The 25,066-nt window shown below is 48.5% G+C and carries 22 protein-coding genes; 8 read left to right on the top strand and 14 right to left on the bottom strand.

Annotated features, from left to right (window positions below; all coding sequences use genetic code 11):
- Nucleotides 1–60: 60 nt before the first annotated feature.
- A complete protein-coding gene (locus tag B0H94_RS08475; protein WP_106588836.1) occupies nucleotides 61–1,449 on the bottom strand; it encodes a SpoVR family protein in 1,389 nt (462 codons plus the stop codon).
- Nucleotides 1,450–1,539: 90 nt separating this feature from the next.
- Between B0H94_RS08475 and B0H94_RS08480 the strand changes: the two genes are divergently transcribed.
- Together B0H94_RS08480 and B0H94_RS08485 are read left to right on the top strand one after the other, a co-directional pair.
- The gene (locus tag B0H94_RS08480) at nucleotides 1,540–1,770 is read left to right on the top strand and encodes a hypothetical protein (RefSeq protein ID WP_106588837.1); all 231 of its coding nucleotides are present in this window, start codon (nucleotides 1,540–1,542) and stop codon (nucleotides 1,768–1,770) included.
- 39 nt (nucleotides 1,771–1,809) lie between these two features.
- Nucleotides 1,810–2,082, top strand: coding sequence for an acylphosphatase (locus tag B0H94_RS08485; protein WP_106588838.1), 273 nt, complete (start codon nucleotides 1,810–1,812; stop codon nucleotides 2,080–2,082).
- A gap of 178 nt (nucleotides 2,083–2,260) precedes the next feature.
- Here B0H94_RS08485 and B0H94_RS08490 read toward each other — a convergent pair whose 3' ends face one another.
- From B0H94_RS08490 to B0H94_RS08505, 4 genes are all read right to left on the bottom strand, one after another.
- Nucleotides 2,261–3,097, bottom strand: a complete 837-nt coding sequence (locus tag B0H94_RS08490; protein WP_106588839.1) for an arylamine N-acetyltransferase — start codon at nucleotides 3,095–3,097, stop codon at nucleotides 2,261–2,263.
- A gap of 36 nt (nucleotides 3,098–3,133) precedes the next feature.
- On the bottom strand, nucleotides 3,134–4,864 hold the full coding sequence (locus B0H94_RS08495) for a phospho-sugar mutase (protein ID WP_106588840.1): 1,731 nt from the start codon (nucleotides 4,862–4,864) through the stop codon (nucleotides 3,134–3,136).
- Nucleotides 4,865–4,981: 117 nt separating this feature from the next.
- Nucleotides 4,982–6,643, bottom strand: a complete 1,662-nt coding sequence (locus B0H94_RS08500; RefSeq protein WP_106588841.1) for a glycerol-3-phosphate dehydrogenase/oxidase — start codon at nucleotides 6,641–6,643, stop codon at nucleotides 4,982–4,984.
- A 155-nt stretch (nucleotides 6,644–6,798) separates the two neighbouring features.
- Nucleotides 6,799–7,341, bottom strand: coding sequence for a glycerol-3-phosphate responsive antiterminator (locus B0H94_RS08505; protein ID WP_106588842.1), 543 nt, complete (start codon nucleotides 7,339–7,341; stop codon nucleotides 6,799–6,801).
- A gap of 142 nt (nucleotides 7,342–7,483) precedes the next feature.
- Here B0H94_RS08505 and B0H94_RS08510 point away from each other — a divergent pair, with 142 nt between their 5' ends.
- Nucleotides 7,484–7,873 (top strand): response regulator transcription factor, encoded by a 390-nt coding sequence (locus B0H94_RS08510; protein ID WP_106588871.1) that lies wholly within the window; start codon nucleotides 7,484–7,486, stop codon nucleotides 7,871–7,873.
- Complete coding sequence (locus B0H94_RS08515) at nucleotides 7,866–8,750, top strand: cyclic di-GMP-binding domain-containing protein, MshE-related (protein WP_106588843.1); 885 nt, start codon at nucleotides 7,866–7,868, stop codon at nucleotides 8,748–8,750. The genes B0H94_RS08510 and B0H94_RS08515 overlap by 8 nt, the downstream gene beginning before the upstream one ends.
- 639 nt (nucleotides 8,751–9,389) lie before the next feature.
- On the opposite strand, the gene B0H94_RS08520 is transcribed toward B0H94_RS08515, so the two are convergent.
- The 3 genes from B0H94_RS08520 to B0H94_RS08530 form a co-directional block, all read right to left on the bottom strand.
- The gene (locus tag B0H94_RS08520) at nucleotides 9,390–10,667 is read right to left on the bottom strand and encodes a GntP family permease (RefSeq protein ID WP_106588844.1); all 1,278 of its coding nucleotides are present in this window, start codon (nucleotides 10,665–10,667) and stop codon (nucleotides 9,390–9,392) included.
- Nucleotides 10,668–11,430: 763 nt separating this feature from the next.
- The gene (locus tag B0H94_RS08525) at nucleotides 11,431–11,649 is read right to left on the bottom strand and encodes a PLD nuclease N-terminal domain-containing protein (RefSeq protein ID WP_106588845.1); all 219 of its coding nucleotides are present in this window, start codon (nucleotides 11,647–11,649) and stop codon (nucleotides 11,431–11,433) included.
- Between the two features lie 69 nt (nucleotides 11,650–11,718).
- Nucleotides 11,719–13,128 (bottom strand): phospholipase D-like domain-containing protein, encoded by a 1,410-nt coding sequence (locus B0H94_RS08530; RefSeq protein WP_181315328.1) that lies wholly within the window; start codon nucleotides 13,126–13,128, stop codon nucleotides 11,719–11,721.
- Between the two features lie 78 nt (nucleotides 13,129–13,206).
- Between B0H94_RS08530 and msrA the strand changes: the two genes are divergently transcribed.
- Nucleotides 13,207–13,737 (top strand): peptide-methionine (S)-S-oxide reductase MsrA, encoded by a 531-nt coding sequence (gene msrA / locus B0H94_RS08535; RefSeq protein ID WP_106588847.1) that lies wholly within the window; start codon nucleotides 13,207–13,209, stop codon nucleotides 13,735–13,737.
- A 22-nt stretch (nucleotides 13,738–13,759) separates the two neighbouring features.
- On the opposite strand, the gene B0H94_RS08540 is transcribed toward msrA, so the two are convergent.
- The 5 genes from B0H94_RS08540 to lepB all read right to left on the bottom strand — a co-directional run bounded on the left by B0H94_RS08540 (nucleotide 13,760) and on the right by lepB (nucleotide 19,416).
- Nucleotides 13,760–14,902 (bottom strand): hypothetical protein, encoded by a 1,143-nt coding sequence (locus tag B0H94_RS08540; RefSeq protein WP_106588848.1) that lies wholly within the window; start codon nucleotides 14,900–14,902, stop codon nucleotides 13,760–13,762.
- Nucleotides 14,890–16,095, bottom strand: a complete 1,206-nt coding sequence (locus B0H94_RS08545) for a DUF58 domain-containing protein (RefSeq protein ID WP_146139939.1) — start codon at nucleotides 16,093–16,095, stop codon at nucleotides 14,890–14,892. The genes B0H94_RS08540 and B0H94_RS08545 overlap by 13 nt, the downstream gene beginning before the upstream one ends.
- Nucleotides 16,046–16,996, bottom strand: coding sequence for an AAA family ATPase (locus B0H94_RS08550; RefSeq protein WP_245893937.1), 951 nt, complete (start codon nucleotides 16,994–16,996; stop codon nucleotides 16,046–16,048). The genes B0H94_RS08545 and B0H94_RS08550 overlap by 50 nt, the downstream gene beginning before the upstream one ends.
- Nucleotides 16,997–17,430: 434 nt before the next feature.
- Entirely contained in the window at nucleotides 17,431–18,591 is a 1,161-nt protein-coding gene (yhbH, locus tag B0H94_RS08555; RefSeq protein ID WP_106588850.1) for a sporulation protein YhbH, read from the bottom strand.
- Nucleotides 18,592–18,825: 234 nt separating this feature from the next.
- A complete protein-coding gene (lepB, locus tag B0H94_RS08560; protein ID WP_106588851.1) occupies nucleotides 18,826–19,416 on the bottom strand; it encodes a signal peptidase I in 591 nt (196 codons plus the stop codon).
- Nucleotides 19,417–19,686: 270 nt separating this feature from the next.
- On the opposite strand from lepB, the gene B0H94_RS08565 reads away from it, so the two are divergent.
- Both B0H94_RS08565 and B0H94_RS15030 read left to right on the top strand, forming a co-directional pair.
- Nucleotides 19,687–20,580: a hypothetical protein gene (locus tag B0H94_RS08565; protein WP_106588852.1), complete on the top strand. Its 894-nt coding sequence runs from the start codon at nucleotides 19,687–19,689 to the stop codon at nucleotides 20,578–20,580.
- 27 nt (nucleotides 20,581–20,607) lie between these two features.
- Nucleotides 20,608–20,961 (top strand): hypothetical protein, encoded by a 354-nt coding sequence (locus tag B0H94_RS15030; RefSeq protein WP_146139940.1) that lies wholly within the window; start codon nucleotides 20,608–20,610, stop codon nucleotides 20,959–20,961.
- Here B0H94_RS15030 and B0H94_RS08570 read toward each other — a convergent pair.
- Complete coding sequence (locus B0H94_RS08570) at nucleotides 20,958–22,853, bottom strand: PrkA family serine protein kinase (RefSeq protein WP_106588853.1); 1,896 nt, start codon at nucleotides 22,851–22,853, stop codon at nucleotides 20,958–20,960. The genes B0H94_RS15030 and B0H94_RS08570 overlap by 4 nt on opposite strands.
- Nucleotides 22,854–23,020: 167 nt before the next feature.
- Here B0H94_RS08570 and B0H94_RS08575 point away from each other — a divergent pair, with 167 nt between their 5' ends.
- Nucleotides 23,021–24,880 (top strand): transglycosylase domain-containing protein, encoded by a 1,860-nt coding sequence (locus B0H94_RS08575; protein ID WP_106588854.1) that lies wholly within the window; start codon nucleotides 23,021–23,023, stop codon nucleotides 24,878–24,880.
- Nucleotides 24,881–25,066 lie beyond the last annotated feature (186 nt).

Raw genomic sequence — 25,066 nt, forward strand, 5'->3', positions numbered from 1 at the left:
AAGGATCCGCGCTCCAGCCTCCTCCCTACACCCAGCTCCCAGCTCGACGCAACTGCTCTATCAAATGTATTTCCGGTGCAGGCGCCGGCCGTCGTATTGAAAGAGAGTGGGCTTATCGTTAATAAACGTTTCGATGTGAACCGCCCGGCCCCAGAGTTGAAACAAATAAGGCAGCGTCTTCTCCAACTCCTTCACATCAAGTTCGACCCCTTCATACTCGTGGCGGATGTAGAGCTCACCTGCTTTCATATAATCCCCATCAGTCACCACCAAGTACGGAAAACCACCATTTGTCCGGCTGCGGATAATCGACTGCCGGACATCTTCAGCATCCTTGCTCGTAATCCGGTAATCCCTTCCCTGCTTTTCGTACATAAATAAATCTTCTTGCCGAATCAAATCATCCGTTAAATAATTGCGCACAAACGATACATCATGATCCATCTCACGCACATCAAAAATCTGCTTCCGGCCTGAATTCGGCACAACCCCAAGCTCTTGCAGATGCTCATCCGGATCATTAAACCGCCGCTCAATATCTTCAAACATTTTCAACCCTAAATAGTACGGATTCAGCTGCTGCCGCCCCGGCTGCACAACGCTCGCATTTAACTTCGCAAACTCAACAGCCTCCCCTTCCGTTAAATCGAGTTCGCGCAAAATCCGGATATGCCAATACGAAGCCCAACCTTCATTCATAATCTTCGTTTCCAGCTGCGGCCAGAAATAAAGCATCTCCTCCCGCATGAGCGTGATCACATCACGCTGCCAATCCTCAAGCTCCCGACTGTTCTCCTCAATAAAATACAGCAAGTCTTTCTCCGGTTCAGGCGGGAATTTTTTCGTTGAATTTTGGGCTGCCTCATCCTGCTTTGGATCGCCGAGCTTTAAAAGATCCTCATACGGCTGGGCCTTAGGTGGTGTTGGAGGTGCACTCTCTTCAGACTCGCTGTTGCGCCATAAACTCGGGTCGACATGTTCTTGAATCGCAAGCACCGCATCGAGAAATGTTTCAACTTCTCGCTTCCCGTATTGATGCTCATAAGCTGCAATTCTTTCAGAAGCGGCACTCATACTTTCCACCATATCCTGGCGGGTCCGCTGAAAATAGCTATTGTTTTTGAAAAAATCACTGTGCGCCAAAACGTGGGCAACGATTAATTTGTTTTGAATTAACGTATTGCTGTCGAGCAGAAAAGCGTAGCACGGATTCGAATTAATCACGAGCTCATAAATTTTACTTAACCCAAGATCATAATGCAGTTTCATCTTATGGTATTGTTTACCAAAACTCCAGTGACTGTAACGGGTTGGCATACCATAAGCGCCAAAGGTATAAATAATATCAGCTGGACACTGTTCGTAACGCATCGGATAAAAGTCAAGACCAAAGCTTTCTGCAACCTCGGTAATCTCAACAATTGAACGTTCAAGTTCTCGATCGATCAAAGCAACCGCCCCCTATTTCCGATTGTTACAATTTATGAGATGATACCTATAATCATGTACGTTACGAAATTGCATAAGGGAGAGAGCGCCATGGAGCTGACCCAATGTTTAGCCACCATTTACAAACAGGGACCCGGTGACCTTGTCGAAATCTCGGGTGAGGGGATTTTGTTTCAAGCCGGTTATGTGTATCCGGCTTTTCGCGATGAAAATGGATTATGGTTAACAACCGATGAGGATAATGAAATGCACGTCATTGCGGAACACCCGGACGATCCGGCGCTTGATCCGTGGTTTAATCTGCATTTTAAAAAGGTATGACAACAACGTACATTTTTGAACATTGAGGAGGAAAAAAACATGATAAAATACGAAGCAGTGGTTCACGGCCGCGTTCAAGGGGTTGGCTTCCGCCAGTTCACTCAGCAGGCGGCCATGCGCCATAACGTGTTCGGCTGGGTGCAAAACGAAGACGACGGAACGGTGAGACTCGCGGCAGAAGGCACCGCGGGGCAAATGGATGCTTTCTTATCAGAAGTCCGGAAAGGGAGCCCGGTTTCCAAAGTAACTGAAGTCGATGTGCAAGAAGTCGCTCAAGTTACCCACAACGACAACTTTCGAATTACAAAGTAAATAACACCCCGGCGAGCCGGGGTGTTTTCGCCTTTTCATTATAACAAGGCGTTTATTGAAATTTGGGCGTAGCTTATTGAGGCGGACCGCTCGCTTCTCCTGCCTGACCGCTCGCTTCTCCTACGCAACCGCTCGCTTCTCTCGCCCGACCGCTCGCTTCTTCTGCCCAACCGCTCGCTCAGCGTGGGAAAATGTCTACGCCGTTTTGTGCCATATGCTCAACCGCCTGCAAGTAAGCGGGCGCGAGCTTTTCGCACTTCATCTCGTTCGCGATCACGGCTGCGCCTTCTTCTTTCGAGCGGAGCTCCCGTTCGAGCCGGGCGCCGGCCGAGGTGCGGATGATAAACCAGCGGTCCTTCAGCAGTAATACTTTGCGCTGCTCGGGCAGTTTCCGCTCGCATCTTAGCTCATTTAAAAATGTAGCTTCAGGGTGAAACGAGGCGCGCGCTGCCGGCATTAATTCGGCTTGCTGCTTTGTGTCATACACGGAAAATGTCCACTTCCGCTCCAAAAGTTTACCCTCCTGGGCGCGGATATAAGCGTAGCTCCCTAGCTCTCCTGTCGGCAGGAAAAAGACTTTCTCACCGGCAAATGACGGGACATCCGTGCGCCTGCCGGTAAAGGATACCGGCTGAAACATCGGGGCGCCGGTGCCGACATCGACGTACCACAACACCCGCGGGTTTTCCGGATCGGTCACAATCAAAGCTGTGTGCCAACCGCCGGGAGAGATCCATCCGACAGAAAAGTTAAGCGCTTCGAGCAGCCGGCCGAAATTCATATTTAACGAAAAGCATGTGCCGCCGGCATGGGCTGTCTCATGCGCTTGAAGGAAAGTTTCAGGGTCGCCAAGCAGCTCATCAGGTTGTTCGTGCGGCGCACGGGTGAGCTTATGGAAATTCTCAAACGGAAACACAGCGAGGTGCGCCCGCATCAGCTGGCGCAAATACGTCCGTGACGGCTGCTGCAACGTCTGCTGTAAATGATGAAGATACGTCTGCACCCAGCTTTGCATCGGCTCCCTCCTGTTCGCATCGTTTAAGCGGCAAGTTTATGTTACATACGCATGAATTCGTTCACTTAAATCGCGGTACAAATCGTCTAGCTGCTGTTCCGCCTCGGTCCGTGAATTCCCGACCGCGGCACAATACACCTTTAACTTCGGCTCTGTACCGGATGGGCGGAGGCAGAACCAGCCGCCGTTTTCTAAATGGAATTTTAACACATTACTTACCGGTAATTTTAACGTATGCACCGTACCTGTTGAAAGCTCTGTCATCCGCCCGGTGCTGTAATCTTCCACCGACGTAACCACTTGCCCGCCTGCAATCTCCGGATAACTTTCTCGAAACGCTTCCATCACCGCCGCAATCTCCTGCCCCCCATGACGCCCTTCTCGGGTCACAGATAATGTCCGCTCTTTGTGCCAGCCGTACTGCTCATAAAGCTCCTCCAATTTGTCCAAAAGACTCCTGCCTCGCGCCTTTTCCTCGGCAGCGAGCTCACTTAACAAAAGCAGTGCCTGCAGTGCATCTTTATCCCGCACAAACGGCGCTGCCAAATACCCAAACGACTCTTCATAACCAAAGACGAACGACGCATCATCCGCTTGACTGAGCGCTTCAATGTGCGCAGCGATAAACTTGAAACCGGTGAGCGTCTTCCACGTATCCACCCCATAAGCTGCTGCGATCTTCTCCCCAAGGTCCGACGTAACAATCGTATTCAACATCACGCCACCCGTTGACGCCTCTTGCGTGGATAAAGCCGCCTCTAACAACAACGCCCCAGTCTCATTACCGGTTAAGTACACATAGTCATCCGCTTTTTCCGAAAAAACCGCTGCGCCGACACGATCCGCATCCGGATCCGTTGCAAGCAGCACATCCGCCCCCTGCGCGAACCCTTGTCTTTTCGCATAAGCAAACGCCGCAGGGTCCTCAGGGTTCGGGGATGTAACCGTTGAAAAGTCAGGGTCCTCCACCATCTGCTCGGTTACGGTTTCCACCGCGTGGAATCCTGAGCGATTGAAAATATCCGCTGCTAAGCGGGCCGCCGTCCCGTGCAGGGGCGTAAAAACGACCTTTAACTGCGAACGCTTCGCTTTGGCATCCTCACGATCCGGGAGCAGCTGAAGCAGGTGACGCATGTACGCTTCATCCATGTCTTTACCCAGCTCATGCCAAAGCCCTTGTGCTTTCATTTCCTCAGGTGCAATCGTTTCAATTTGAAGCTCATCTTCAATCCGTTCTACAAAGCCGGTGAGCTGTTCACTTTGTGCCGGCACCAGTTGTCCGCCGTCTTCACCGTACACTTTAAACCCGTTATCTGACGACGGATTATGGCTCGCCGTCAACATAATCCCGCCGGCAGCGCCTAATTCACGCACCGCAAAAGACAGCTCAGGGGTCGGGCGAATCCCGGTAAATAAATGCACTTGAATACCAAGTGCCCCTAAAACTTTCGCGCTTTCAACCACAAAGTTTTCTGATTCATGCCGCGGATCATAAGCAATCACCACACCTTTTTCCTTCGCATCCGCTCCGGATTGATGCAGCAGATACGCCCCAAAACCTGAAGCAGCTTTACGCACCGTATACGCATTCATCCGGTTAGGGCCCGGACCCAGCCGGCCCCGCATCCCGCCGGTGCCAAACGAGAGCGACGTATAAAAGCAGTCTTCAAGCTCCTCTTCAGCAGCTGCTGCTTCAAGCTTTGCTTTCAGCGCCGGGTTTTTTTCAGCTTCAAGCTCCCATTGTCGATAAGTTTCATACCATGACATGTTTTCCCTCCCCCGTTATCAACATCGACACTTAGATTTTAAAAAAAGCGCCCGCACCCTTCCTTTAGTGGCAGGATGCTGTGACGCTCTTACTTCTTTCAATTACACGTACATGTTTTAAGCATGCGCAAGTACTGGCTCCGGGGTGCGGAGGTGCTCAATCTCTGCGCTTAAAGCTTCGTTTTCAGCGGCTAGACGTGCTTCATCCCAGTTTAGGATCTCACCCATGAATGTGAGCAGGCGATCTTGGTTGTTTAGCACGTACGGCATGTCGAAAAAGAGCCAGCCGGTGCGCCGGTTAAGGATATCAAGTGCTGTTGCTGCGGATTCATGCAGCACACCGTAAGCGAGCTGCCCGGCAGCGAAGCGGCTTAAGCCATGCTTTTCAGCTGTTTTTTCCCAAGTGATCATTAAATCAAACACGACCGGGGCGTTTGAACCGTAAAACTTGGCAGTTTCTTCTGCTTCTTCACGGGTTAAGCCAAGCGCTTCGCCTTCGGAAGCTGCTTTTTCAATATAACTTGAAAAGCCGGTCGAACCGTTGACTTCTCCACCGGAAAGCGGGATGTCCGCCGTCGGGCACGGGGCGTGTATGCCTTTACGCTCGCACAAAAGATCAACTATGCGCTCGGCCATCTTCCGGTAGCCGGTTAATTTGCCGCCGGCAATCGAAATCAAGCCGGAGTCAGAGATGAATACTTCATCTTTACGGGAAATTTCTGAGGCACTTTTTCCCTCCTCATGAATGAGGGGACGGAGCCCGGCCCAGCTAGATTCTACGTCATCCCGGGTTAACGCTAGTTCCGGAAACATCGCACTTGAGGCTTCAATTAAATATTCAAGATCCTCATCTGTCATGCGCGGGTTGGCAATATCGCCGTCGTAAACGGTGTCCGTTGTACCGACGTACGTCTTATTGCCGCGCGGAATCGCAAAGACCATACGGCCGTCCGGCACATCAAAGTAAACCGCCTGCGACAACGGAAAGCGCTCGCGATCGAACACAACGTGCACACCTTTCGTTAAATGCAAGTATTTCCCTTGTTTAGAGCCGTCTTTTTCACGAAGCGTATCCACCCACGGGCCGGCCGCGTTGACAATTTCTTTCGCATAAATTTCATACGTTTCACCGGTAATTTGATCACTGACATAGACACCGACAGCTTGCGTTCCATGATAAATAAAGTCGGTGACTTTCGCATGGTTTACCGCATCAGTGCCTAGTTCTTCTGCTTTTTTCATCGTCTCAACCGTGAGCCGGGCATCATCCGTGCGGTATTCCACATAAATGCCCCCACCTTTTAAGCCGTCCGTTTTTAAGAGCGGCTCTTTTTGCAATGTTTCATCTTTACTTAACATGTAGCGGCGCTCATCTTTTTTCACCCCGGCGAGCAGGTCGTATACTTTTAAGCCAAGTGACGTAGACGTCCGGCCGAAAGTACCGCCTTCAATTAATGGTAGGAGCATCCACTCCGGCGTTGTAACGTGCGGCGCATTTTCATACACAATCGCTCTTTCTTTTCCAACTTCAGCCACCAGCTTGACTTCCAGCTGCTTTAAATAGCGCAGGCCGCCGTGGACAAGTTTTGTTGAGCGGCTTGATGTACCGGCACCAAAATCCTGCATATCAATTAAACCTGTCTTTAACCCGCGGGCTGCAGCATCAAGTGCAATCCCGGCACCAGTAATTCCACCGCCGATCACTAACACATCCTGTTCTGTCGCTGCCATGTCTTCTAGACGTTTCGTTCGTTCATTTGCTGGAAATGCTGTCGTCATTGCCATCATCCTTTTCATAAAATTTTACATAAAAAAGACCGCACCAACCGGCACAGCTGTTTCACTGTGCTGGTGATGCGGTCTCTCATCGACTCCGACCTCGGTTATTAACTTAACTATAGTATAACGCAGTCCGGTCGGATGCGCAAGCTAGATTAACGCCACAACTCCATTCGTGTCGTCGTGACAGCTTGGGCACCGGCTTCTAAGGCCGTATCAACGTCAGACTTCTCACGGATCAAGCCGCCTGCAATGACCGGCTTCTTTGTTTCTTCGCGCACTTCTTCAATCATTTTCGGGATTACCCCCGGCAGGACTTCAATCGCATCCGGTTCAACTTCTGAAACGAGGCGGTAGCTTGTCTCCAGTGCAAGTGAATCCAGGAGAAACAATCGCTGTACCGCGAGTAAGTTATGTTTTTTCGCTGTTAAAAGCATCTGCTTTCTAGTGGATATAATTCCATGCGGGCGGATCTGCTGGCAGAGCATTTGCGCAGCAAACTCATCCCCGGTGAGCCCTTGGACTAAATCGGCGTGAACGAGCAGCTTTTTATGTTTTTCACGGGCCATCTGCGTAATACTTTTCAGCTGGGCCACGCGGCTGTTTAACAACACAATGTATTCATAATCGCTTATCATAATTTTTTCAATGTCTTTCATATGACGTGCTGCCGGTAGTGTCGTTTGCTGATTAAACATGTCTCTCCTCCTTTCTAGGTTAAAATCTTCTGACACTCTTAAGGAATTGTGGTAATATAGAACCAGTTCATTTGCATCGAGAGTTTAGCATCTACCCATCAATTTTTCTATCTCGATTTTTAAAGGAGGTCCTGCTTTGAATATGTCTGAAGCAAAAGTGCTCGTCTGTGATGACTCCGCATTGATCCGCAAAAAATTCACGGGCATGCTTGAAAATATCGGCTGCGCTCATATTACAGAAGCTGCTAACGGTCAAGAAAGCGTCGAACGCTTTCAAGAAATCAACCCTCATCTCGTGTTTCTTGATATTGTGATGCCGGAAAAAGACGGTCTTGAAGCACTTGCAGATATGGTGGAACACAACCCGAAAGCACGTGTGATTATCGTTTCTTCTGCAGGGACACAAACCCACGTGAAACAGGCGCTTGATGCCGGGGCGGTTGATTTTATTCAAAAACCGGCAGATGAAGCTACATTGAAAAAGATGCTTGATAAAGAATTACAAAAAGCGAGTGAAAGCCCTCATGTTTAGTCAATACTTCGGTCAATACTTGTTGCAGCAAGGTTATATTACGTCAACACAGCTGCGCGAAGCTATGGAAATGAAAAAAAATACACACGTTCGACTCGGGGTCATCGCCATTGACCGCGGGGACATGACTGCACTTGATGTAGAAGATGTGCATCAAGAGCAGATGCGCCGGGACAAAAAGTTCGGATCACTCGCCGTTGAAAAAGGTTATATTACAAACGACGCGCTCGAAGCGATGCTCAATGCTCAAAAACAACCGCATTTACTGCTCGGACAGTCTCTAGTCGACGATCATGTTCTTACCCTTCAAGAATACACCGATGTGCTCGATCAATACAAACAAGAACACGCGTTGACAGACGAAGAATTTGACGCTTTTCAGCGCGGAGACATTGATTTAATCATTGAGAAAATGGTGTCACTCGGTGCTTTAAAGGATCAAGGCCTTGCCCATGATTATATTGCGCTGCTCTCCCGCAACTTCATCCGCTTTGTTGAACCGAACCTCCGTATTGAAAACGCAGAAGTGGCTTCAATTGCCGACTGGACGGTTACACAGAAAATCCACGGTGAAGAGACGCTTTACACAGCACTTTGTGCAGACGAGGCGACGTTCACGCAAATCGCTGCCAAATACGCAGAAGAAGATATTCATGGTCCGACCGAGCTCGCTCAAGCGGCTGTCGGTGAATTGCTCAATCTTCATAATGGTTTGTTTACAGTGAACATGTCGAACAAAGGTACGGAGCTTGAAATGGAGCCGCAGCTCGTTCATCACAATCAAGCGCTGGCTCATACGGGTGCAAGTACTGTATTTCACGTGCACCTCCCGTTTGGCTCCTGCCAAATCGTTTTATCTGAGGAACCGCTGCTGTAAAGCGAACTGATTCAACAAAAACCGCCCGGGCACCTGTGCGGTTTTTGTTTGTATAAAGCTTCAAAAAAGGCTGTGGCTGACGTCGCACTTCGGCGGACGCTTGCCTCGGGTACGGCCTCAACTTCCTCGGCAGACAACCGCTGCCTGCGGGATTTTCGGCTCGTACTGTTCCCGTAGGCGTCGCCGCCGATGCTTGTCAGCTTTGCGTTATTTGATGGTTATAAATGATAGAAATTCTTTTGATCAAGCTATATCTAGATAAATCAATTTCATCATGAGGCTTCATGAACGATCAAGCGAACCATATACTATGGGAATCCTTAATGATCCGTTAACTAACAAGTGACCGAAACGAAAGACGGCGACTCCCAGAGGATCTAGCGCAGGCTGAAGATCCACTTTTTTGAAGGATCTTCATTCGAAAAAGTTAGCTGAAGCCAAGCCCTCGGGAAAGCGTCCGTCGGTAGTGAAGGTCACGTTCATGATTCGGTTTTTATTCTCTTCATGCGACAGCACGGATCAAACCGATGTCGCACTTGTGGACAAGCGTCAGCCGAAAAGCAACGTCAGACCCCGCTTTTCTAAAAAGTTTGTCTACATACTGAACCGCCCAGGTGCCCCGGGCGGTTCTTGTATAGGCTATGATAGAAAGATTTCTCCGAAGACGCCGAACATGAGTACAGAGACGACTGCCATGACAAGACCGATCAAGATTTCGTAAGGAACTAGTTTAAACCGGTCTTTCATGCTCATGTTGACACTTTCACGCGTGACGTGGAAGAACGATCCTTGCGGTGTATGGTCAAGTACAATCGTTCCGGCATGAAGCATTGCCGCTGCTGCAACGGCGTGCACGCCCATTGCAAGCAGCGTGTCAGCAAACGCACCGCCGGCAATCGCTGTACCTGCAGAAGTCGAACCGGTCGCCGCTCCCATAAACATCCCGGAGACTGGTGCGATCATATAATCCGGCAGACCAAGTACGTTTAACATGTAAGAGAGCTCGTCAACGAGCGTGGAATGGGTCAACACGCCGGCGAGGCTGCCGACACCGATAAATAGTACCGCTACACCTACCATCTTACTTAAACCGCTCGCCGCAAAGCCTTTAAATTCTGAGAAACGCCCCATCGCAAGGGCACCGACTGCCCCGCCGGCAGGAAGCGCAAACAACGGATCCACGTTCACCCCAAACAGCGGCTGCAGCATTAATAAACCTACAGCGGTTACAGGTGCAGCCAAAGATGCCGGCAGACTCGGCAGCTGTAAAAAGTCCTCATCTTCATCTTCTGGTCTCTCTACTTTATCTCCGCGGCCGGCAAGACGCTGGGCAATCATGAATGTTACGCCTAAACCGACGAGCCCGGGGATCAAACCAGCTGCCATGACTGCCGTTAAACTGACGTCAAAGCTGTCGGCGACGGCAATCGTATTCGGGTTCGGCGAGAAAATATTTCCGGCTTTTCCTCCACCTGAAATTGCAAGCAGCACACCCATTTTTGAAATGTTCGCCCGGTGTGCAATGGAAAGCGCGATCGGGGCTACCGTTAGTACAGCAACAACGATAAATACACCTACACCTGTTAAGATCATCGTCGCTGCAGCAATGGCAAGTAATGCTTTCCCTTCGCCCATCTTTTTAAAAATCGTTTCAGCAAGTGTTTTCGCCGCGCCTGATTCAATTAAAACACCGGCAAGCACGCCGGCGGCCAGGACACGTATAATGACGCTCACCATATCTTCAGCACCGCTCATCATGACAAGCATTGATTCATCTAGTGTTAAACCACCGAGTAAGCTTGCTGCGAGCGCGCCAATCATCATCGCATATGTCGGAGACACATGCCGGATGATAAGTATAATGGCAAGTATTAATCCTGCGAGTGTCGCTAAGCTATGAATTTCAATGTCCGGCATGTGTAACGCCCCCTTAAATTCGTTCTTATTTTTACACAACGGACATTAATTTAACATTCAAGCAGACACCCGGCAACAGATAAGTTGAAAAAAGTAAAACATGCATAAAAACAGCTGCCACAGAGCGCGGCAGCTGTAAACGCTTCCTTATTTTCTTTGTACGTGGCAGATCAATCTGCTTTCAAACGTCGAAAAAGTACAAAACCTAAAACTTACGCGCAGCTTACTGCTCCGAGCTCCGCGAGCTGCCCTGTTAAGAGGATAAAATCCGAGAAATGAACGTGACCTCCACTACCAACGGACGCTTTCCCGAGGGCTTGGCTTCAGCTAACTTGTTCGAATATAAACCATTCAAACAAGTGGATCTTCAGCCTGCGCTAGATCCTCTGGGAGTCGCCGTCTTTCGTTTCGGTCACTTATAACATTTGAATAAGGTTCGTTGGGTAACTCATAAAGCATCATGATGAAATAGATTCATGTAGCTATTTCATCAAAAAGCTCTCTAACATCATGACCATCAAATGACACAAGGCTGACAAGCACCAGCGGCGACGCCTATGAAGAACAACGACTGAGAAAATCCCGCAGGCAGTGGTTTTCTGCCGAGGGGGTTGAGAGGTACAAGTGGCTAAGAAGACACGGTGAGATCAAGCGTGTGAGCAGATCAAACCGATGTCGCACTCGTGCCCTACGGGTGCAAGCGTCCGCCGAAAGCAACATCAGCCTTTGCTTTTTCAAGCGTTTGTCTAAGGTTGAAAGCGGCTCAGCCTGTTTTTTCTTTTTTCTTGCCGCGTCCGAATAAAAAGTAAAGGACCGGACCGAGAATATGGACAAATACGATGACAATGCCCCAAATAACTTTTGTTCCATTTGGCTGCGGCTGGCGAATTAAATCAATAAATGCCAGTAAAAACAGCATTAAACTTGCGAGCATGACGGGCGCAATCACCGACCAGTTCGCGCCATCAAAGATTTCTAGCATCGTCTTTTCCCCCTTTGCGTCAACACCTTTTATGTTTTACTTGTTCCCTGAAACTGATTGTTTTACACGTTAAAAGGTGGACAACCCACTTCGCTCCTGGAGCTGGTAAGCGCTCTGTTTTAATCTTCGCTTCGATAATTGATCAGTTGAGGCACATGTGAATGTTTCATCTTTATTCTCCCACAACCGCTCAAGGTACGCCGATGCATCTTGAAAAACCGGTGCTGCCGGCGAACCTTCAAAGGCTACATTCGTTTCAAGGTTGAAATCATTTAAGTTACGGCGGGTAAAGTTGGCCGAGCCTAAGATCAACTGCGCTGTTTCCTCGCTTTCACGGAATAACAGCTTCGTATGAAACTGCTCCACCCCGGTTTGATACCAGCGGATGTTCACCCCAGCTTTGGCAAGTTCTTCAGCAGCCGGCCGATTAGGAATGCCGCCTTTTTTCCGGCCGAAAGCTTCCTCGTTGTCATCGAGTATCAAACGGACATCCACCCCTCTTGCAGCGGCTGCTTTTAATTCCGCCATCAACGTTCGTTCTGACACGTAAAAGGACGCAATCCAGAGTATGTCCTCTCCTTGTGCCGCCTGTGCCGCCTGCACCGCCTTTAAGACAGCTTCTTTAATCCGGCTTTCTGTTAAAATCCGGGCTTTGACGTCACCTTCCTCGTTTTTAACAGCAGTTCGTTTATTCGTAAACGCCGGCAGCGGGCGTGGTGACCAGTGTAAAATCGGCTGTTCAGAGCGGAGTAGATCTTCAATCATAGTGCCGCTGAATTTGACGGCGACATTGGAGTGCCAGGCACTTTCATTATGCGGATTAGCCGAAGCAACGATCGCCTCTTTTTCAGAAGCAATAGTTTTACGGTGATTCGCTTTAAATGTGACAAGCTCCAAGTAAGAACGAAGCGGCACTTTAGCTTCTTTTGGATTGATGGGGTTGATCAAGGACCCCCCTTCTTTTCGGTTGATCCGGCTGAAAATCCCCCGCCAAAACGGGGCATACAACGGATTGGAATCGCGCAGCTGATCCGTCTCCGTAAAGATAACAGGAATCCCGGCATGTTCAAGCCGCTGGAAATGTTTTGCGGGCGCCCCGCCGTATACTGTGTTGACCCGGTCGGTGATAACAGCTACTTGAAGCTGAGGCACTTCACGCTTTCGTTGAATTAACTGATCGGTTAACACTTCAGCCCGTGGAGGAAACTTACTTTCTTTTGCATCATGAAACAAAAACATATCCAAAAGCAGAAAAGATTCTGCTTCAGCCACAACGTTTAAAATCGCCGGAAAAATCTGCTCCTCACGCTTGTCTCCATTTTGGTACGTTACGTCATACAAAAACGCGGCTTCGTGATCCAGGCGGGCCGGCCCGCGAAACGAGGTGCCTGCTGGTGTCTTACGTCGCAAAGTGCGGAAGAGCCCGAACGCATAAAGACTTAAAGGGAGTGCAGCAAACGTTAAAAGACTTTTTTTCATCATGAGCCTCCTTGATTTTTTCTTAATAGCCTGGCGTGCTACAATGTTTCCATGATTTGAAGTGAAGGAGTGAGCGGCATGACTGAATCCTATGAAACTGCAACTTTTGCCGGCGGATGCTTCTGGTGTATGGTGCAGCCGTTTGAAGAGATGGATGGGATTATTAACGTCGCCTCTGGTTACAGTGGCGGACATACCGAAAATCCGACTTATGAAGATGTGAAAACTGGAACGACCGGTCATTACGAAGTTGTACAAATCGTGTTTGATCCGGAAAAGTTCAGTTATCAACAACTGCTTGACTTATACTGGGTACAGGTTGATCCGACCGATCCGGACGGACAGTTTCACGACCGCGGCCCGCAGTACCGGACAGCGATTTTTTATCACAATGATCAGCAGAAAGAACTTGCGGAAGCTTCAAAAAACGCACTTGCTGAAAGCGGCCGCTTCAATGCACCGATCGTGACGGAGATTTTACCCGCTGCACCGTTTTACACAGCTGAAGACAATCACCAAAAGTTTCACCAAAAAAATCCTGAAGCTTATAAAGAAGACCGTAAAGAATCCGGCCGCGATGAATTTATTGCAACGTACTGGAACAGTTAAGGCACGCAGGTTTGATTAAGCTTTAACCTGCTGCCGCACGCGGGCACACGCGTCGTAAAACGCTTTTTCTTCTTCTTTCGTTAGCGGCCACCTGCCCATACATTTTCCGGCTGTATAGCTGCACAGCCTGGCGCAGGGCCGTGTTTCCAGGTTGATCGTTTTCCCACTCTTTCAATGCTTCGTGCACCTGCCGCGGGTAACCGGCTTGGGCGAGCGCTTTTTCTGTTTTCTGCAGCTCTCGTCCAAAACGTGTAGCGCGCGGCTGTTCTGCCGCCTGTTGCTCTGGCTGAACTTGGTGAGGTGCGGGAGCCTTTGTCGTTTCAATCTGCTGAGGTTTCTGCCTGAGCAGCTTTCTTAAGACGTACAAAGCCATTGCGGCGATCAACGCGACAGCCCCCACAGAAATCCAAAAGCTGTTCCACTCCCCTAACCCTTCACGTTCCGAACGTTCTGCAGCTTCCTCACTTGTTTCCTCCTCCGGGACTTCCGGCGGTGGCGGCTCACCTTGGGCAGCGCGCAGCCACTCGTACACCCCTTCAACCGCTGAATTTGTGAGCACTTGCGTCATGTGAATCGCGCCGCCAAACACCGCTGCGCCCCCTTGGGTGATCAACGGATAAACGGCACCTGCCAGAGCCAAAATCCCGCCAAGAACGCAAAATGGTACCATACCCCACAAAAGCTGACCTCTGCGTGCAAATCCTGCCGCCGCTGCGGCCGTTACGCTGTGCAGCAAGACAACAAAAGCGGCGGGAACAAGTGCGAGCCAAAGTAAAACGTGTGCCGACGCAAGTGTTGGATGCAACCCGTACACGAACAAAGCAAAGAGCGGGGTAAGGCCGGCCGCGAATAGGGCGTCATGTCTCTCTTCGTAACTTTCCTGCTCGAGCCGTTCATGCATGAACACAAAAAACATAGAGATGAAGATCACTGTAAAAAGCGGGAGCTGAACCACAAGTCCAGCGATTGTATAAACGAGCCAAGTGAGCACACGTTGACTTCGAGGCTGCAGCTGCTTTTTGAAAAGCAGCCACCCGGCTAATCCTGCGCCAATCCACAGCATAAATGGAAGGACCGGCGGCCAACCTCCTTCCGCACCGTACACAAAGACAAGTCCGACATAACCAAGGAAATAATAAAGCAGCATCTCAACTATACGGACCATTGGGCACCCTGCCTTTCGTGCATATCCGGCGCCGTTTTTGTAACAACTGTCCCCTGTGCCTGCCATACTTGATAACTCGGCAGATCTTCACCACTCGGACCGATGTGAATTAACACAGGAGGAATCACATCCCGCTGTTTAATGAACGCATACGTTTTCCAAAGCGGTGTGATGACAGCCTGCGCCCGGATTTTTGCAAGCAGCTGCATGCCTTCACGTAAGCCGGACGCACCTTCTTTATGCAAAAGCGACACAACCCCTTGTGACTGGGGATATTGTAAGTTGATATATAACGAAAACGGGATCTGCTTTTCTTCTGCTCTCATCATATACCAAACGGCATACTGCACCTGCGTTTCAAAGTTTTGTGACGACGTTTCATTTAAATGAAGAATGATCGTCCACATTTGATACTGTTCTGTCTCAAAGGTGCGCACCTGCGTATGCTGCATGCGCGCTGTTGCTCTCCAGTCAATGTTACGGACATTGTCCCCATACGTATAGTCACGGGTGCCGGACGGTTCAAGCCGATTCTCAAACGGTGTAAAAGGTACAAGTTCTGAACCTGGATGCTGTCTCGCAGCCTCAGCAGGTGGTGCCGGCATGCTTAGTGTCGGGTATACGCATAGATTTGTCGTTGCTTTCGGATAAAATGTTTTGGTTACTTTACCGAAACGGAGCGGATCTGTAAGCGTCAGTTCTACCGCGCGTAAATCAGCCGTCCCGCGCTTAACAGTTGTGAACGGCAGGTGAATCTCTTTTACAGCTTTTGGCCCGAGCACCAAGGGAAAAGTTTGCTCGTCAGACTGCGGCGACCCGTCTTCAAATGCCACCGCCCGGCTTGTGTTATGTACTCGAATGCGAACCTCTGCTTCCCATACCGGCAGCATACCAGGGTTTTTTACTTGAATGGCAAGCTTGCCGGCGTCATTTGGAAAGTACCATTGCGCTTGATCAAACGAAATAACTTGAAGGTGCTTATTCATCCACCAAAAGTATAGATTCGTCCACCCTACAAAAAGGAGCCCGGAGAGTCCTGCGAGTATGACAGGAAGCAGGGAAAACAAATAACCGAGCAGCAGCAGAAGTGGTGCTGTATAAACGAGCCATTGAAAACGCGGTACATAACGAATCTGAAAATTTTCAGATGGTTCCTTTCGTTTCTGTCGGAACTTCAATCTCTTGAAATACAAGCTCTAATACATCCTCCTTACGGTACTGTAACGCAGCTTCCATCGTTAAAACGAGCCGGTGCGCGAGTACGTCGCCTGCAAGCGCTCGTATATCATCCGGCTCCACATAATTCCGGCCATGAAGAAAAGCATACGTCTGCAGTGTTTGATGAAACAACAGCGTACCGCGCGGGCTGACGCCGACGGCTGTATGTTTGGATGCACGGGTCGCACGAATCACCTGCAGCATATAGCTTTTCACTTCAGGTGCTATATGTACACGGCGGGCTTCCTGTTTCAGCTCACGAAGCTGAGCAGGGGTAAGGCAGATGTTTAGCTGTGCCTCAGGGCGATCATTTTCGCTGTATAAGTTGATCATTTCCTCTTCTTCTTCAGGGGTTGGATAATCTACGTTAAGCATCATTAGGAATCGATCAAGCTGTGCTTCCGGAAGCGGAAACGTGCCCTGCCCTGATTCTACTGGGTTTTGTGTAGCGATGACGAAAAACGGGCTGGGGAGCGCCATCGTCTCACGGCCAATCGTCACCTGCTTTTCCTCCATCGCTTCAAGGAGGCTCGCCTGTGTTTTTGGTGTCGCTCGGTTAATTTCATCGACTAAAAGAATTTGAGTCATCACCGGGCCCGGTCTCGTTTCAAATCCATTTTGTTGTTGGTTGTAAATTTCAATCCCTGTCACATCTGACGGCAGCACATCCGGGGTAAACTGAACCCTTTGAAAGCTGCAGTCCATCACAGCCGCAACCGTACGCGCAAGCTTTGTTTTACCTGTCCCCGGTACATCTTCAAGCAGCACATGGCCTCCTGTGATCATCGCGGTTAACAATTTTTGCACCAGCTTGTCTTTTCCGATCAATACTTTTGATACTTCTTCTTGCAGTTGTTGTAAACTCTCATGTCCCAACGTTTCGCCTCCTTAAAATAACGGATGAAGGATACCGGCACCCCGGTATCCTTTCAACGTTTCGATAAACTATGACTCAATTCGCTTTTCCGCAGACACTTGCACCGTGAAGGCACAAGGGCGACATTGGTTTGATCTTGTGCCGCCTCGATTTTCTCGTCAAGCTTGCGTCATTTGAGAGTTATCAATGATACCGGAAGCTACATCTATATGAACCTATTTCATCACGACGCTTTATGAGTGACCGGAACGAAAGACGGCGACTCCCAGAGGATCTAGCGCAGGCTGAAGATCCACTTTTTCGAAAGGTCTTTATTCGAAAAAGTTAGCTGAAGCCAAGCCCTCGGGAAAGCGTCCGTCGGTAGTGGAGGTCACGTTCATTGCTCGGATTTTATCCTCTTCATAAAGCAGCCGGCAGCTCGGTATCCTGGCGGTTACACAACATTCGTTTCTTCTTCATGGAAAAAGGTTTTTAACGCTTCCATGACATCTGCCTTTTCCCGAATCACAAACTTACGAAAAGCTGGATCATGCAGCGGGCGGAAGGCACTCATTAATGTGCTCGGCCGGTTTTGCGGGTTAATTTCTGTATAGCCGAACATGCTGCTTACTTCCAGCAGCTCACGGACGAGCGCCGTGCAGCGCGCTTGATCGCTCGTTAAGTTATCCCCGTCTGACACGTGAAACGGATAAATATTATACCGCTCCGGACTGTAATCTGCGTCAATAAGCGCTAACGCCTTCCGGTACGCAGATGAGCAGACGGTTCCACCACTTTCACCTTTTCCGAAAAATTCTTCTTCTGTCACAACTTTGGCTTCTGTATGATGGGCAATAAACTCAATATCCACTGACGTGTATTTTGTTCTTAAAAAGCGCACCATCCAAAAGAAAAAGCTGCGGGCCACGTACTTTTCAAACCGACCCATCGAACCTGACGTATCCATCATAGCTAAGATGACAGCTTTTGACTCTGGCAGCTTTGTTTCATTCCAAGTTTTAAATCGCAAGTCTTCCTGATAAATCGGATGAATCACATTTTTCCCTTTCATTGCGTTTCGTTTTAAAGCAGAAAGAATCGTCCGCCGCTTATCCACATTCCCCATTAATCCCTGCTTGCGAATGTCGTTGAATTCAATATCATCAACAACAAAGCTGTCTTTTTCTTTCTTTTTCAAATTCGGCAGCTCTAGTTCTTGAAACATCACTTCCTCAAGCTCTGCAAGACTAATATCGGTCTCGTATATATCTTCGCCAGGACCATCTCCAGCTCCTTCTCCTGCACCTTGTTGACCTTTTTTTGCTTCTCTGCCGATCACATCGCCTACATCACTATCTCCGTCTCCCTGCCCGACTTGTGGGTTGTTTTTTTCATTGTAGCGGATTTTATATTCATCAAGGGAACGGATCGGAATCCGGACTTTTCCCCGGCCGTCGGACATAATAATGCTCTCTTCGGTAATAATATCCGGCAGCTGCTCACGGATCGCTTCTTTTACAAGCTCTTCATGCCGGTGCTGGTCTTGCTCGCCTTTACGGTGGAGGGACCAGTTTTCTTCGGAAATGATCGGCTTTGACACGTCCCGCTCTTTCATGGTCAAGCCCTCCTTAAAGCGCTTTGCCTTTTTGCTATTGTATGCGGCACCTGCTTGAAATTGCATAAAAAAAGGACGGCCGATGCCGGCGCCCTCTAATCTATCGACAAACTCTTGTAATGGTGGAGACCTTTTCGCACGCATCTCAACATGGATCATGCAGTCCGTGCGGCTTGTTGAGAAGTTAAAAAACGAACCGGGTCTACTCCCCCGGTTCGTTTTCGCATATTTCATTTAAGGTATCATAGAGATATCATCAACAGGCCAGTAGCGGATGTTAGCCTTGCCGACAACATCATCAATTGCAATGTAACCGAGCTGCCTGCTGTCTAAACTGTTCCGGCGGTTATCGCCGAGAACAAACAATTGATCTTCCGGCACAACAGCTTCACCGGTCACTTCCAGTAAAGAGAAATCATAGGTAAAAGGGCCGGCGCTGTACGTACCCTTTGCTTCATCTAAGTACGGTTCATCGTAACTTTCACCATTAATATAAAGCTCGTCATCCTCGAAGCGGAGTTCATCTCCTGGAAGTCCGATAATGCGTTTAATATAATCACTGTCATCAGTCGCATTAAAAACGACTAAATCAAACCGTTCCGGATCCGCAATTTCATAGCCGACTTTATTTATGATTAACCGCTCACCATCTTCAATGGTCGGCATCATGGATTCGCCATGTACAACATAGTTTGCAAATAAAAACATACGGACAAGCAGTACGATGACAAGCACGACCGCAAATGTTTTTGCCCATTCCCAAACTTCACGTCCAATGCTGTTCACGCGCAACGCCTCCCGTCTATCATACTCACAATGTATCATTGTTTCACATAAAGCTCAAACTTGAGCCCGGCGCGTTTAAAACGAATAAATCACTTATGTTGTTTCGTTTGTATTTAAACGGGTATATGTCAATTGTTAAGTTTTTATATCATTCTCCCATAATTTTTCATGAAACTATTGATTTTTATCGCTTTAAAATGAAAAATAGGTATAGAAACAAATGATGAACTTATAAAACGACTGTAACGAACGTTAAGCATTATCGTCTAACTAAAGAGAGGCGCGCTTCAAAGAGTGAGGTGAACGCAATTGAAAGCGTTAACGACAGTTTTTATGAGCATATGGCTGCTGTACAGCGGGGCCTCCACCCTTCAGGCCCAAGCCGACGAGAGCAGCTATCAATTCAACCACCCGGGTGTTAAAGCACAATGGGATGAAACCCATCTTTCTGTAGAATGGGGACCGTTTGAACAATTTGGACATCAAGTGCAAATTCAGGATGCGTATTATCAAGATGAGGCCTGGCATGTGTTTTACAAACTAACATACCCTGATACTTCAAGCCTTCCGCTTGCAATCGAAACTCATCCACGCGATGCGATTAAAGTTGTGCAGGAAACCGGACACCACGGAAATGACATTCATCTATATGAAGTCCGTGGAGACAACTCGTATATGGAGTATCAACAACCTGCAGCTGTAGCAGAAGATAAAACTTTTACGCTTGCTTTCGAGCAGATGCCGGCACAAGAAGCGCTGCAAAATGAAGGCGTCTATGTGCTTGATAGCAGCGGCGAGGCAGTAGATACAATCATTGTCTTGAATGATGATCAGGAAGTTAAGGTCCTCCCACCGGAAGACGGCTACGAACGTGATGAATTTTACACGTTATACGTGCAGGACATGATGAATGAACATACCGGAATTCATGGATTTAAGCAGTCATTTCAAGCAGTCGATCATGATGAAGATGATCATACGCCGATGAATTTAATGGCGCCGGAGCAAGAAACTGAAGGCCTGCCGATCATTGCAAAGAATCATGCTACCTCCCAAAGCAGCAAGCCGGAGGCGTCATTTGTATTTGAAGAACCGCTTCATGTAATGACCGAACAACCTGCATTCGAGCACTGGCGAACCGCAAACAGCAGTGAGCCTGCACCGCTGCATGTCCGGCACGCTCTAGATCCTGAAACTTTTTAATTTAACAAAACAAAGCTGCCTGACCCGGTGATTTGCCGGATCAGGCAGCTTTTTATAGGTATCGACCGCTCGCTTACAAGCGGCGACCGCTCTCTCATGGGCGGCGACTGCTCGCTCACAAGCGGCGACCGCTCTCTCACATGGCGCGACCGCTCGCTTACGGGCGGCTACCGCTCTCTCACATGGCGCGACTGCTCGCTCACAAGCGGCGACCGCTCTCTCATGGGCGGCGACTGCTCGCTCACAAGCGGCGAGCGCTCGCTTACGGGGGGCGACCGCTCTCTCACGGCCGTCGACCGCTCTCTCATGGGCGGCGACACCTCGCTCAAGGGCAGCGAGCCGCCCCCCACTGTTTTCACGCGCGCCGGCTCAACATTCTAACGGTTTAGCAGGCTGCCGACGTAACGAAGCAGCTCATTTGCTGATGTAGAGTCATAGCCGTAGTCATCGATTAGCCGGGCAACAACTTCATTGATCTTTTTCAGCTGAGATTCATCCGGTGTCTGCGTCGATGTCGTGATTTTTACAACGTCTTTTAAATCTGCAAATAGTTTCTTTTGGATGGCTTCGCGGAGGCGCTCGTGCGAAGCGTAATCAAATGTCTTTCCTTTGCGGGCATATGCAGAGATCCGGATTAAGACTTCTTCGCGGAACGATTTTTTCGCATTCTCAGAAATCCCGATCTGCTCTTCAATGGAGCGCATCAGTTTTTCGTCCGGATTCATCTCATCCCCTGTTAACGGATCACGGGTTTTTGTTTTGTTGCAGTAAGCTTCAACATTATCAAGGTAGTTATTTAATAAGGTTTTTGCCGACTCTTCGTACGAATATACAAATGCTTTTTGAACTTCTTTTTTCGCAATTTCATCGTATTCTCTACGTGCGATTGCAATAAAGTCCATATAACGTTTCCGGTCATCTGCTGAAATTGAAGCGTGCTGATCCAGCCCATCTTTCAGTGAACGCAGCACATCCAGTGCATTAATTGAGGATGCTTCTTTACGAATGATTGCTGAAGAAATCCGGTTAATCACGTAGCGCGGATCAATCCCGGTCATTCCTTCGTCTTGATGTTCATTTTTCAGCTCATCAACATCTTGATCCGTAAAACCTTCCACATCTTCCCCGTCATACAGCTTCATTTTTTTCACAAGATCAATGCCTTGGCGCTTCGGCTCTTTCATCCGGGTTAACACTGTGAAGATCGCAGCCGTTTTTAAGGCATGCGGCGCGATATGAATGTGGGCCATATCGCTTTCATCAATCATTTTTTGATAAATCCGTTCCTCATCAGTTACTTTTAAGTTGTACGGCACGTTCATGACAATAATTCGTGAATGAAGCGCCTCATTTTTCTTGTTTGAAATGAACGATTGATACTCTGCTTCGTTTGTATGCGCAACAATTAATTCATCTGCACTAATTAAAGCAAAACGCCCGGCTTTAAAGTTGCCTTCCTGGGTTAAAGAAAGTAAATGCCATAAAAACTTTTCGTCACACTTTAACATTTCTTGGAACTCCATCATGCCCCGGTTGGCTTTATTAAGCTCACCATCAAAGCGATACGCCCGTGGGTCCGATTCGGACCCGTATTCAGCAATCGTTGAGAAGTCAATGCTGCCGGTTAAATCAGCAATGTCCTGCGATTTCGGGTCCGATGGTGAGAATGTCCCGATCCCGCACCGCTTATCTTCTGAGAAAAAGATACGCTCAACCATGACATCTTCAACACGGCCGCCGTATTCCTGCTCAAGCCGCATTAAGTTTAAAGGGGATAAATTTCCTTCAATTTTAATCCCGTATTCTTTGTAAAAATCATCGCGTAAATGATGCGGCACCAAGTGCAAGGGATCTTCCTGCATGGGACAGCCGGCGATCGCATAAACAGCCCCGCGGTCGGTACATGTATACTCTTCAAGGCCGCGCTTTAACATATTTACAATCGTCGACTTACCACCGCTGACCGGTCCCATCAACATTAAAATACGCTTTCGTACATCCAGCTTTCTTGCAGCGGAATGAAAATATTCTTCAACAAGTTTATCCACCGGCTCTTCTAAACCATAAATCTCATCTTCAAAAAACTTATACCTCTTCTTCCCATCCTCTTCAACAATCCCGGCATCTTTAATCATGTTATACACCCGGCTGTGGGCGGACTGGGCAACGTGCGGATGTTCTTTAACAATTTCAAGGTACTCTGCAAATGTACCGCGCCATTCCAACGCTTTCATTGAATCACGGTGATCTCTCATCTTATTTAAAATATCCATGCACAACCTCCTTTAAAACCTGGGCAGCTGCCTGCTCAACTGTGATATTAAAATCTATGCGCAAAGAGACAGCGTCATGCGTGCGAATAGGACAAAGGACGTTAGAAATTCAGCTGGGAGTCTAGTAAAATTGTGATAGAACTTGTCAAAGAAAGGAGGAACGCTTTTTGAAAGCTGCATTTGGGGCGCTTCTCATTATATTAATGGCCGGCGCTTTTCCAATCCTCCTCCAACTTACATATGAAGAAGCAACAGAAGCAAGAACCTTAAATCATATGCTTGAAGAAGAAATAGATATTGAAGATATCACCCTGCCAAGCAATAGTTACATTTATGATACAAACAACGAGGTAGCTGCTGAACTCCGTACAGGTGAAAACCGAATTCAGCTGACATATGACGAACTGCCTGATTCGTTTAAAGAAGCTTTTCTTGCGACAGAGGATCAACAGTTTTATGAGCATGAAGGGGTGGATGCAAGTGCCATCGTCCGGGCCCTTCTTACAAATATGCAGTCTGACGGTATCGAGCAAGGAGCAAGCACTATTACGCAGCAGCTGGTGCGAAATGTGTACTTAACAAACGAAGAATCTTATAATCGCAAATTAAGCGAAGCCCTCTATTCCTATGAAATTGAACAACGTTATACAAAAGAAGAGATTCTCACCTTTTACTTAAACACTGTATATTTCAGCAACGGGGTTTACGGGATTGAAGCAGCGAGCCGGCATTACTTTGACCGACCGAGCAACGAACTTTCGATTGCTGAAACAGCGTTTCTTACAGGGGTTCCTGCAAATCCGAGCTATTATAACCCACGTGAGAACAAAGAAAACACCCACGAGCGTCAAGCATGGGTGCTGCAAAAAATGCTAGAAACTGAAGATATTAATGAGGAGGAGTATGAGGCGGCGCTCGAAGCTGACATCCACCTCGCTGATAGAACTTACGCAAATGATTATCCAGCCTATACGGATTATGTGAAACATGAGCTTAAAGAATTAATTGCTGAAGAAGAAGGTTTAAACCGACATCAAGACGATGCTGAGAGAAGTGCACAAGCCAATGAAAAAATGAATGAACGTGTGGAAGAAGTGCTCGCTTCAGGTGTCCACATTGAAACGGCGCTGAACCCGAATGTGCAGGCACAGACCGAAAGTGCAGCAGGCAATGTTCTTTCGCAGGCAGGACCTGACAATGCTTCAGTCGTCATAAATCATATCCACCACCGGATTGAAGGCATTACCGGCGGAAAAAATTATGAAATCGGAAATTTCCACCGCGGTTACCAAACCTTCCGTTCGCCAGGCTCAAGTATTAAACCACTGCTCGTCTTTGCACCTTACTTAAATGAAACCGGCGCCTCGATTAACAGCGCGGTGAATGCTGATAGTATGTGCCGCGGTGACTACTGCCCGCAAAACTACGGCGGCGCGGAATACGGTAATGTTTCAATTCAAGAGTCGTTTATCCGTTCGCATAACACACCTGCTGTCCGCTTAATGGAACGGATCGGTGTAAACACAGCTTTTTCTTATTTAAATGCATTTAATTTCAACAGTGTTACCGATGAAGATCGGCGTCTCCCCGCAGCGCTTGGTGGCTTTGCAAATGGTATGAGTCCTTTAGAGATGACGAAAGCTTATACTACTTTTTCAAACCAAGGGCATTATCAGCCGGCGCGCGCGATATTGTCAGTCAAAGATGCAGAAGGAGAAGAGCTGTACAGCTGGAATGACCGGGCGGAACATGTGTGGAGCACAGAAACGAATGAATCGATGCGCACTATGCTCTCCGGCACCCTGCATAATGGCACCGGCCGGCAAGCGGCTTACGCCGGCGCTACCGGCGGTGGAAAAACCGGCACGACAAACAACACGCGCGATTTATGGTTCGTTGGATATAACGATCGATACACGGTCGGCGTTTGGGTCGGCTATGACGACAACCGCTCCTTGGATGCTCATGCGCCGAGCCAGCCGCACTTAAACATATGGCGTAACATCACATCACAACTGCCAAACTAAAACAACTAATGTCGATCAAAAATTCCACTGCCCACGCGGTGGAATTTTTAGTGCGGATGCCACCCCAGCGAGCGGTCCTTACCAACCAGCGAGCGGTCCTACCTCCTGAGCGAGCGGTCTACATCACTCAGCCACTACGACAAAACCCCAGCCAGGGAACCGGCTGGGGTACAATGCCACAAAAAG

The sequence above is a fragment of the Salsuginibacillus halophilus genome (genome assembly GCF_003014715.1).
Classification (GTDB): Bacteria; Bacillota; Bacilli; order Bacillales; family Marinococcaceae; genus Salsuginibacillus; species Salsuginibacillus halophilus.

Bases quoted from the DNA above. Each gene is read 5' to 3' on its own strand.
- B0H94_RS08480 (WP_106588837.1), top strand. From the start codon at position 1,540: ATGGAGCTGACCCAATGTTTAGCCACCATTTACAAACAGGGACCCGGT.
- B0H94_RS08485 (WP_106588838.1), top strand. From the start codon at position 1,810: ATGATAAAATACGAAGCAGTGGTTCACGGCCGCGTTCAAGGGGTTGGC.
- B0H94_RS08490 (WP_106588839.1), bottom strand. From the start codon at position 3,097: ATGCAAAGCTGGGTGCAGACGTATCTTCATCATTTACAGCAGACGTTG.
- B0H94_RS08495 (WP_106588840.1), bottom strand. From the start codon at position 4,864: ATGTCATGGTATGAAACTTATCGACAATGGGAGCTTGAAGCTGAAAAA.
- B0H94_RS08500 (WP_106588841.1), bottom strand. From the start codon at position 6,643: ATGACGACAGCATTTCCAGCAAATGAACGAACGAAACGTCTAGAAGAC.
- B0H94_RS08505 (WP_106588842.1), bottom strand. From the start codon at position 7,341: ATGTTTAATCAGCAAACGACACTACCGGCAGCACGTCATATGAAAGAC.
- B0H94_RS08510 (WP_106588871.1), top strand. From the start codon at position 7,484: ATGTCTGAAGCAAAAGTGCTCGTCTGTGATGACTCCGCATTGATCCGC.
- B0H94_RS08515 (WP_106588843.1), top strand. From the start codon at position 7,866: ATGTTTAGTCAATACTTCGGTCAATACTTGTTGCAGCAAGGTTATATT.
- B0H94_RS08520 (WP_106588844.1), bottom strand. From the start codon at position 10,667: ATGCCGGACATTGAAATTCATAGCTTAGCGACACTCGCAGGATTAATA.
- B0H94_RS08525 (WP_106588845.1), bottom strand. From the start codon at position 11,649: ATGCTAGAAATCTTTGATGGCGCGAACTGGTCGGTGATTGCGCCCGTC.
- B0H94_RS08530 (WP_181315328.1), bottom strand. From the start codon at position 13,128: ATGAAAAAAAGTCTTTTAACGTTTGCTGCACTCCCTTTAAGTCTTTAT.
- msrA (WP_106588847.1), top strand. From the start codon at position 13,207: ATGACTGAATCCTATGAAACTGCAACTTTTGCCGGCGGATGCTTCTGG.
- B0H94_RS08540 (WP_106588848.1), bottom strand. From the start codon at position 14,902: ATGGTCCGTATAGTTGAGATGCTGCTTTATTATTTCCTTGGTTATGTC.
- yhbH (WP_106588850.1), bottom strand. From the start codon at position 18,591: ATGAAAGAGCGGGACGTGTCAAAGCCGATCATTTCCGAAGAAAACTGG.
- lepB (WP_106588851.1), bottom strand. From the start codon at position 19,416: ATGATACATTGTGAGTATGATAGACGGGAGGCGTTGCGCGTGAACAGC.
- B0H94_RS08570 (WP_106588853.1), bottom strand. From the start codon at position 22,853: ATGGATATTTTAAATAAGATGAGAGATCACCGTGATTCAATGAAAGCG.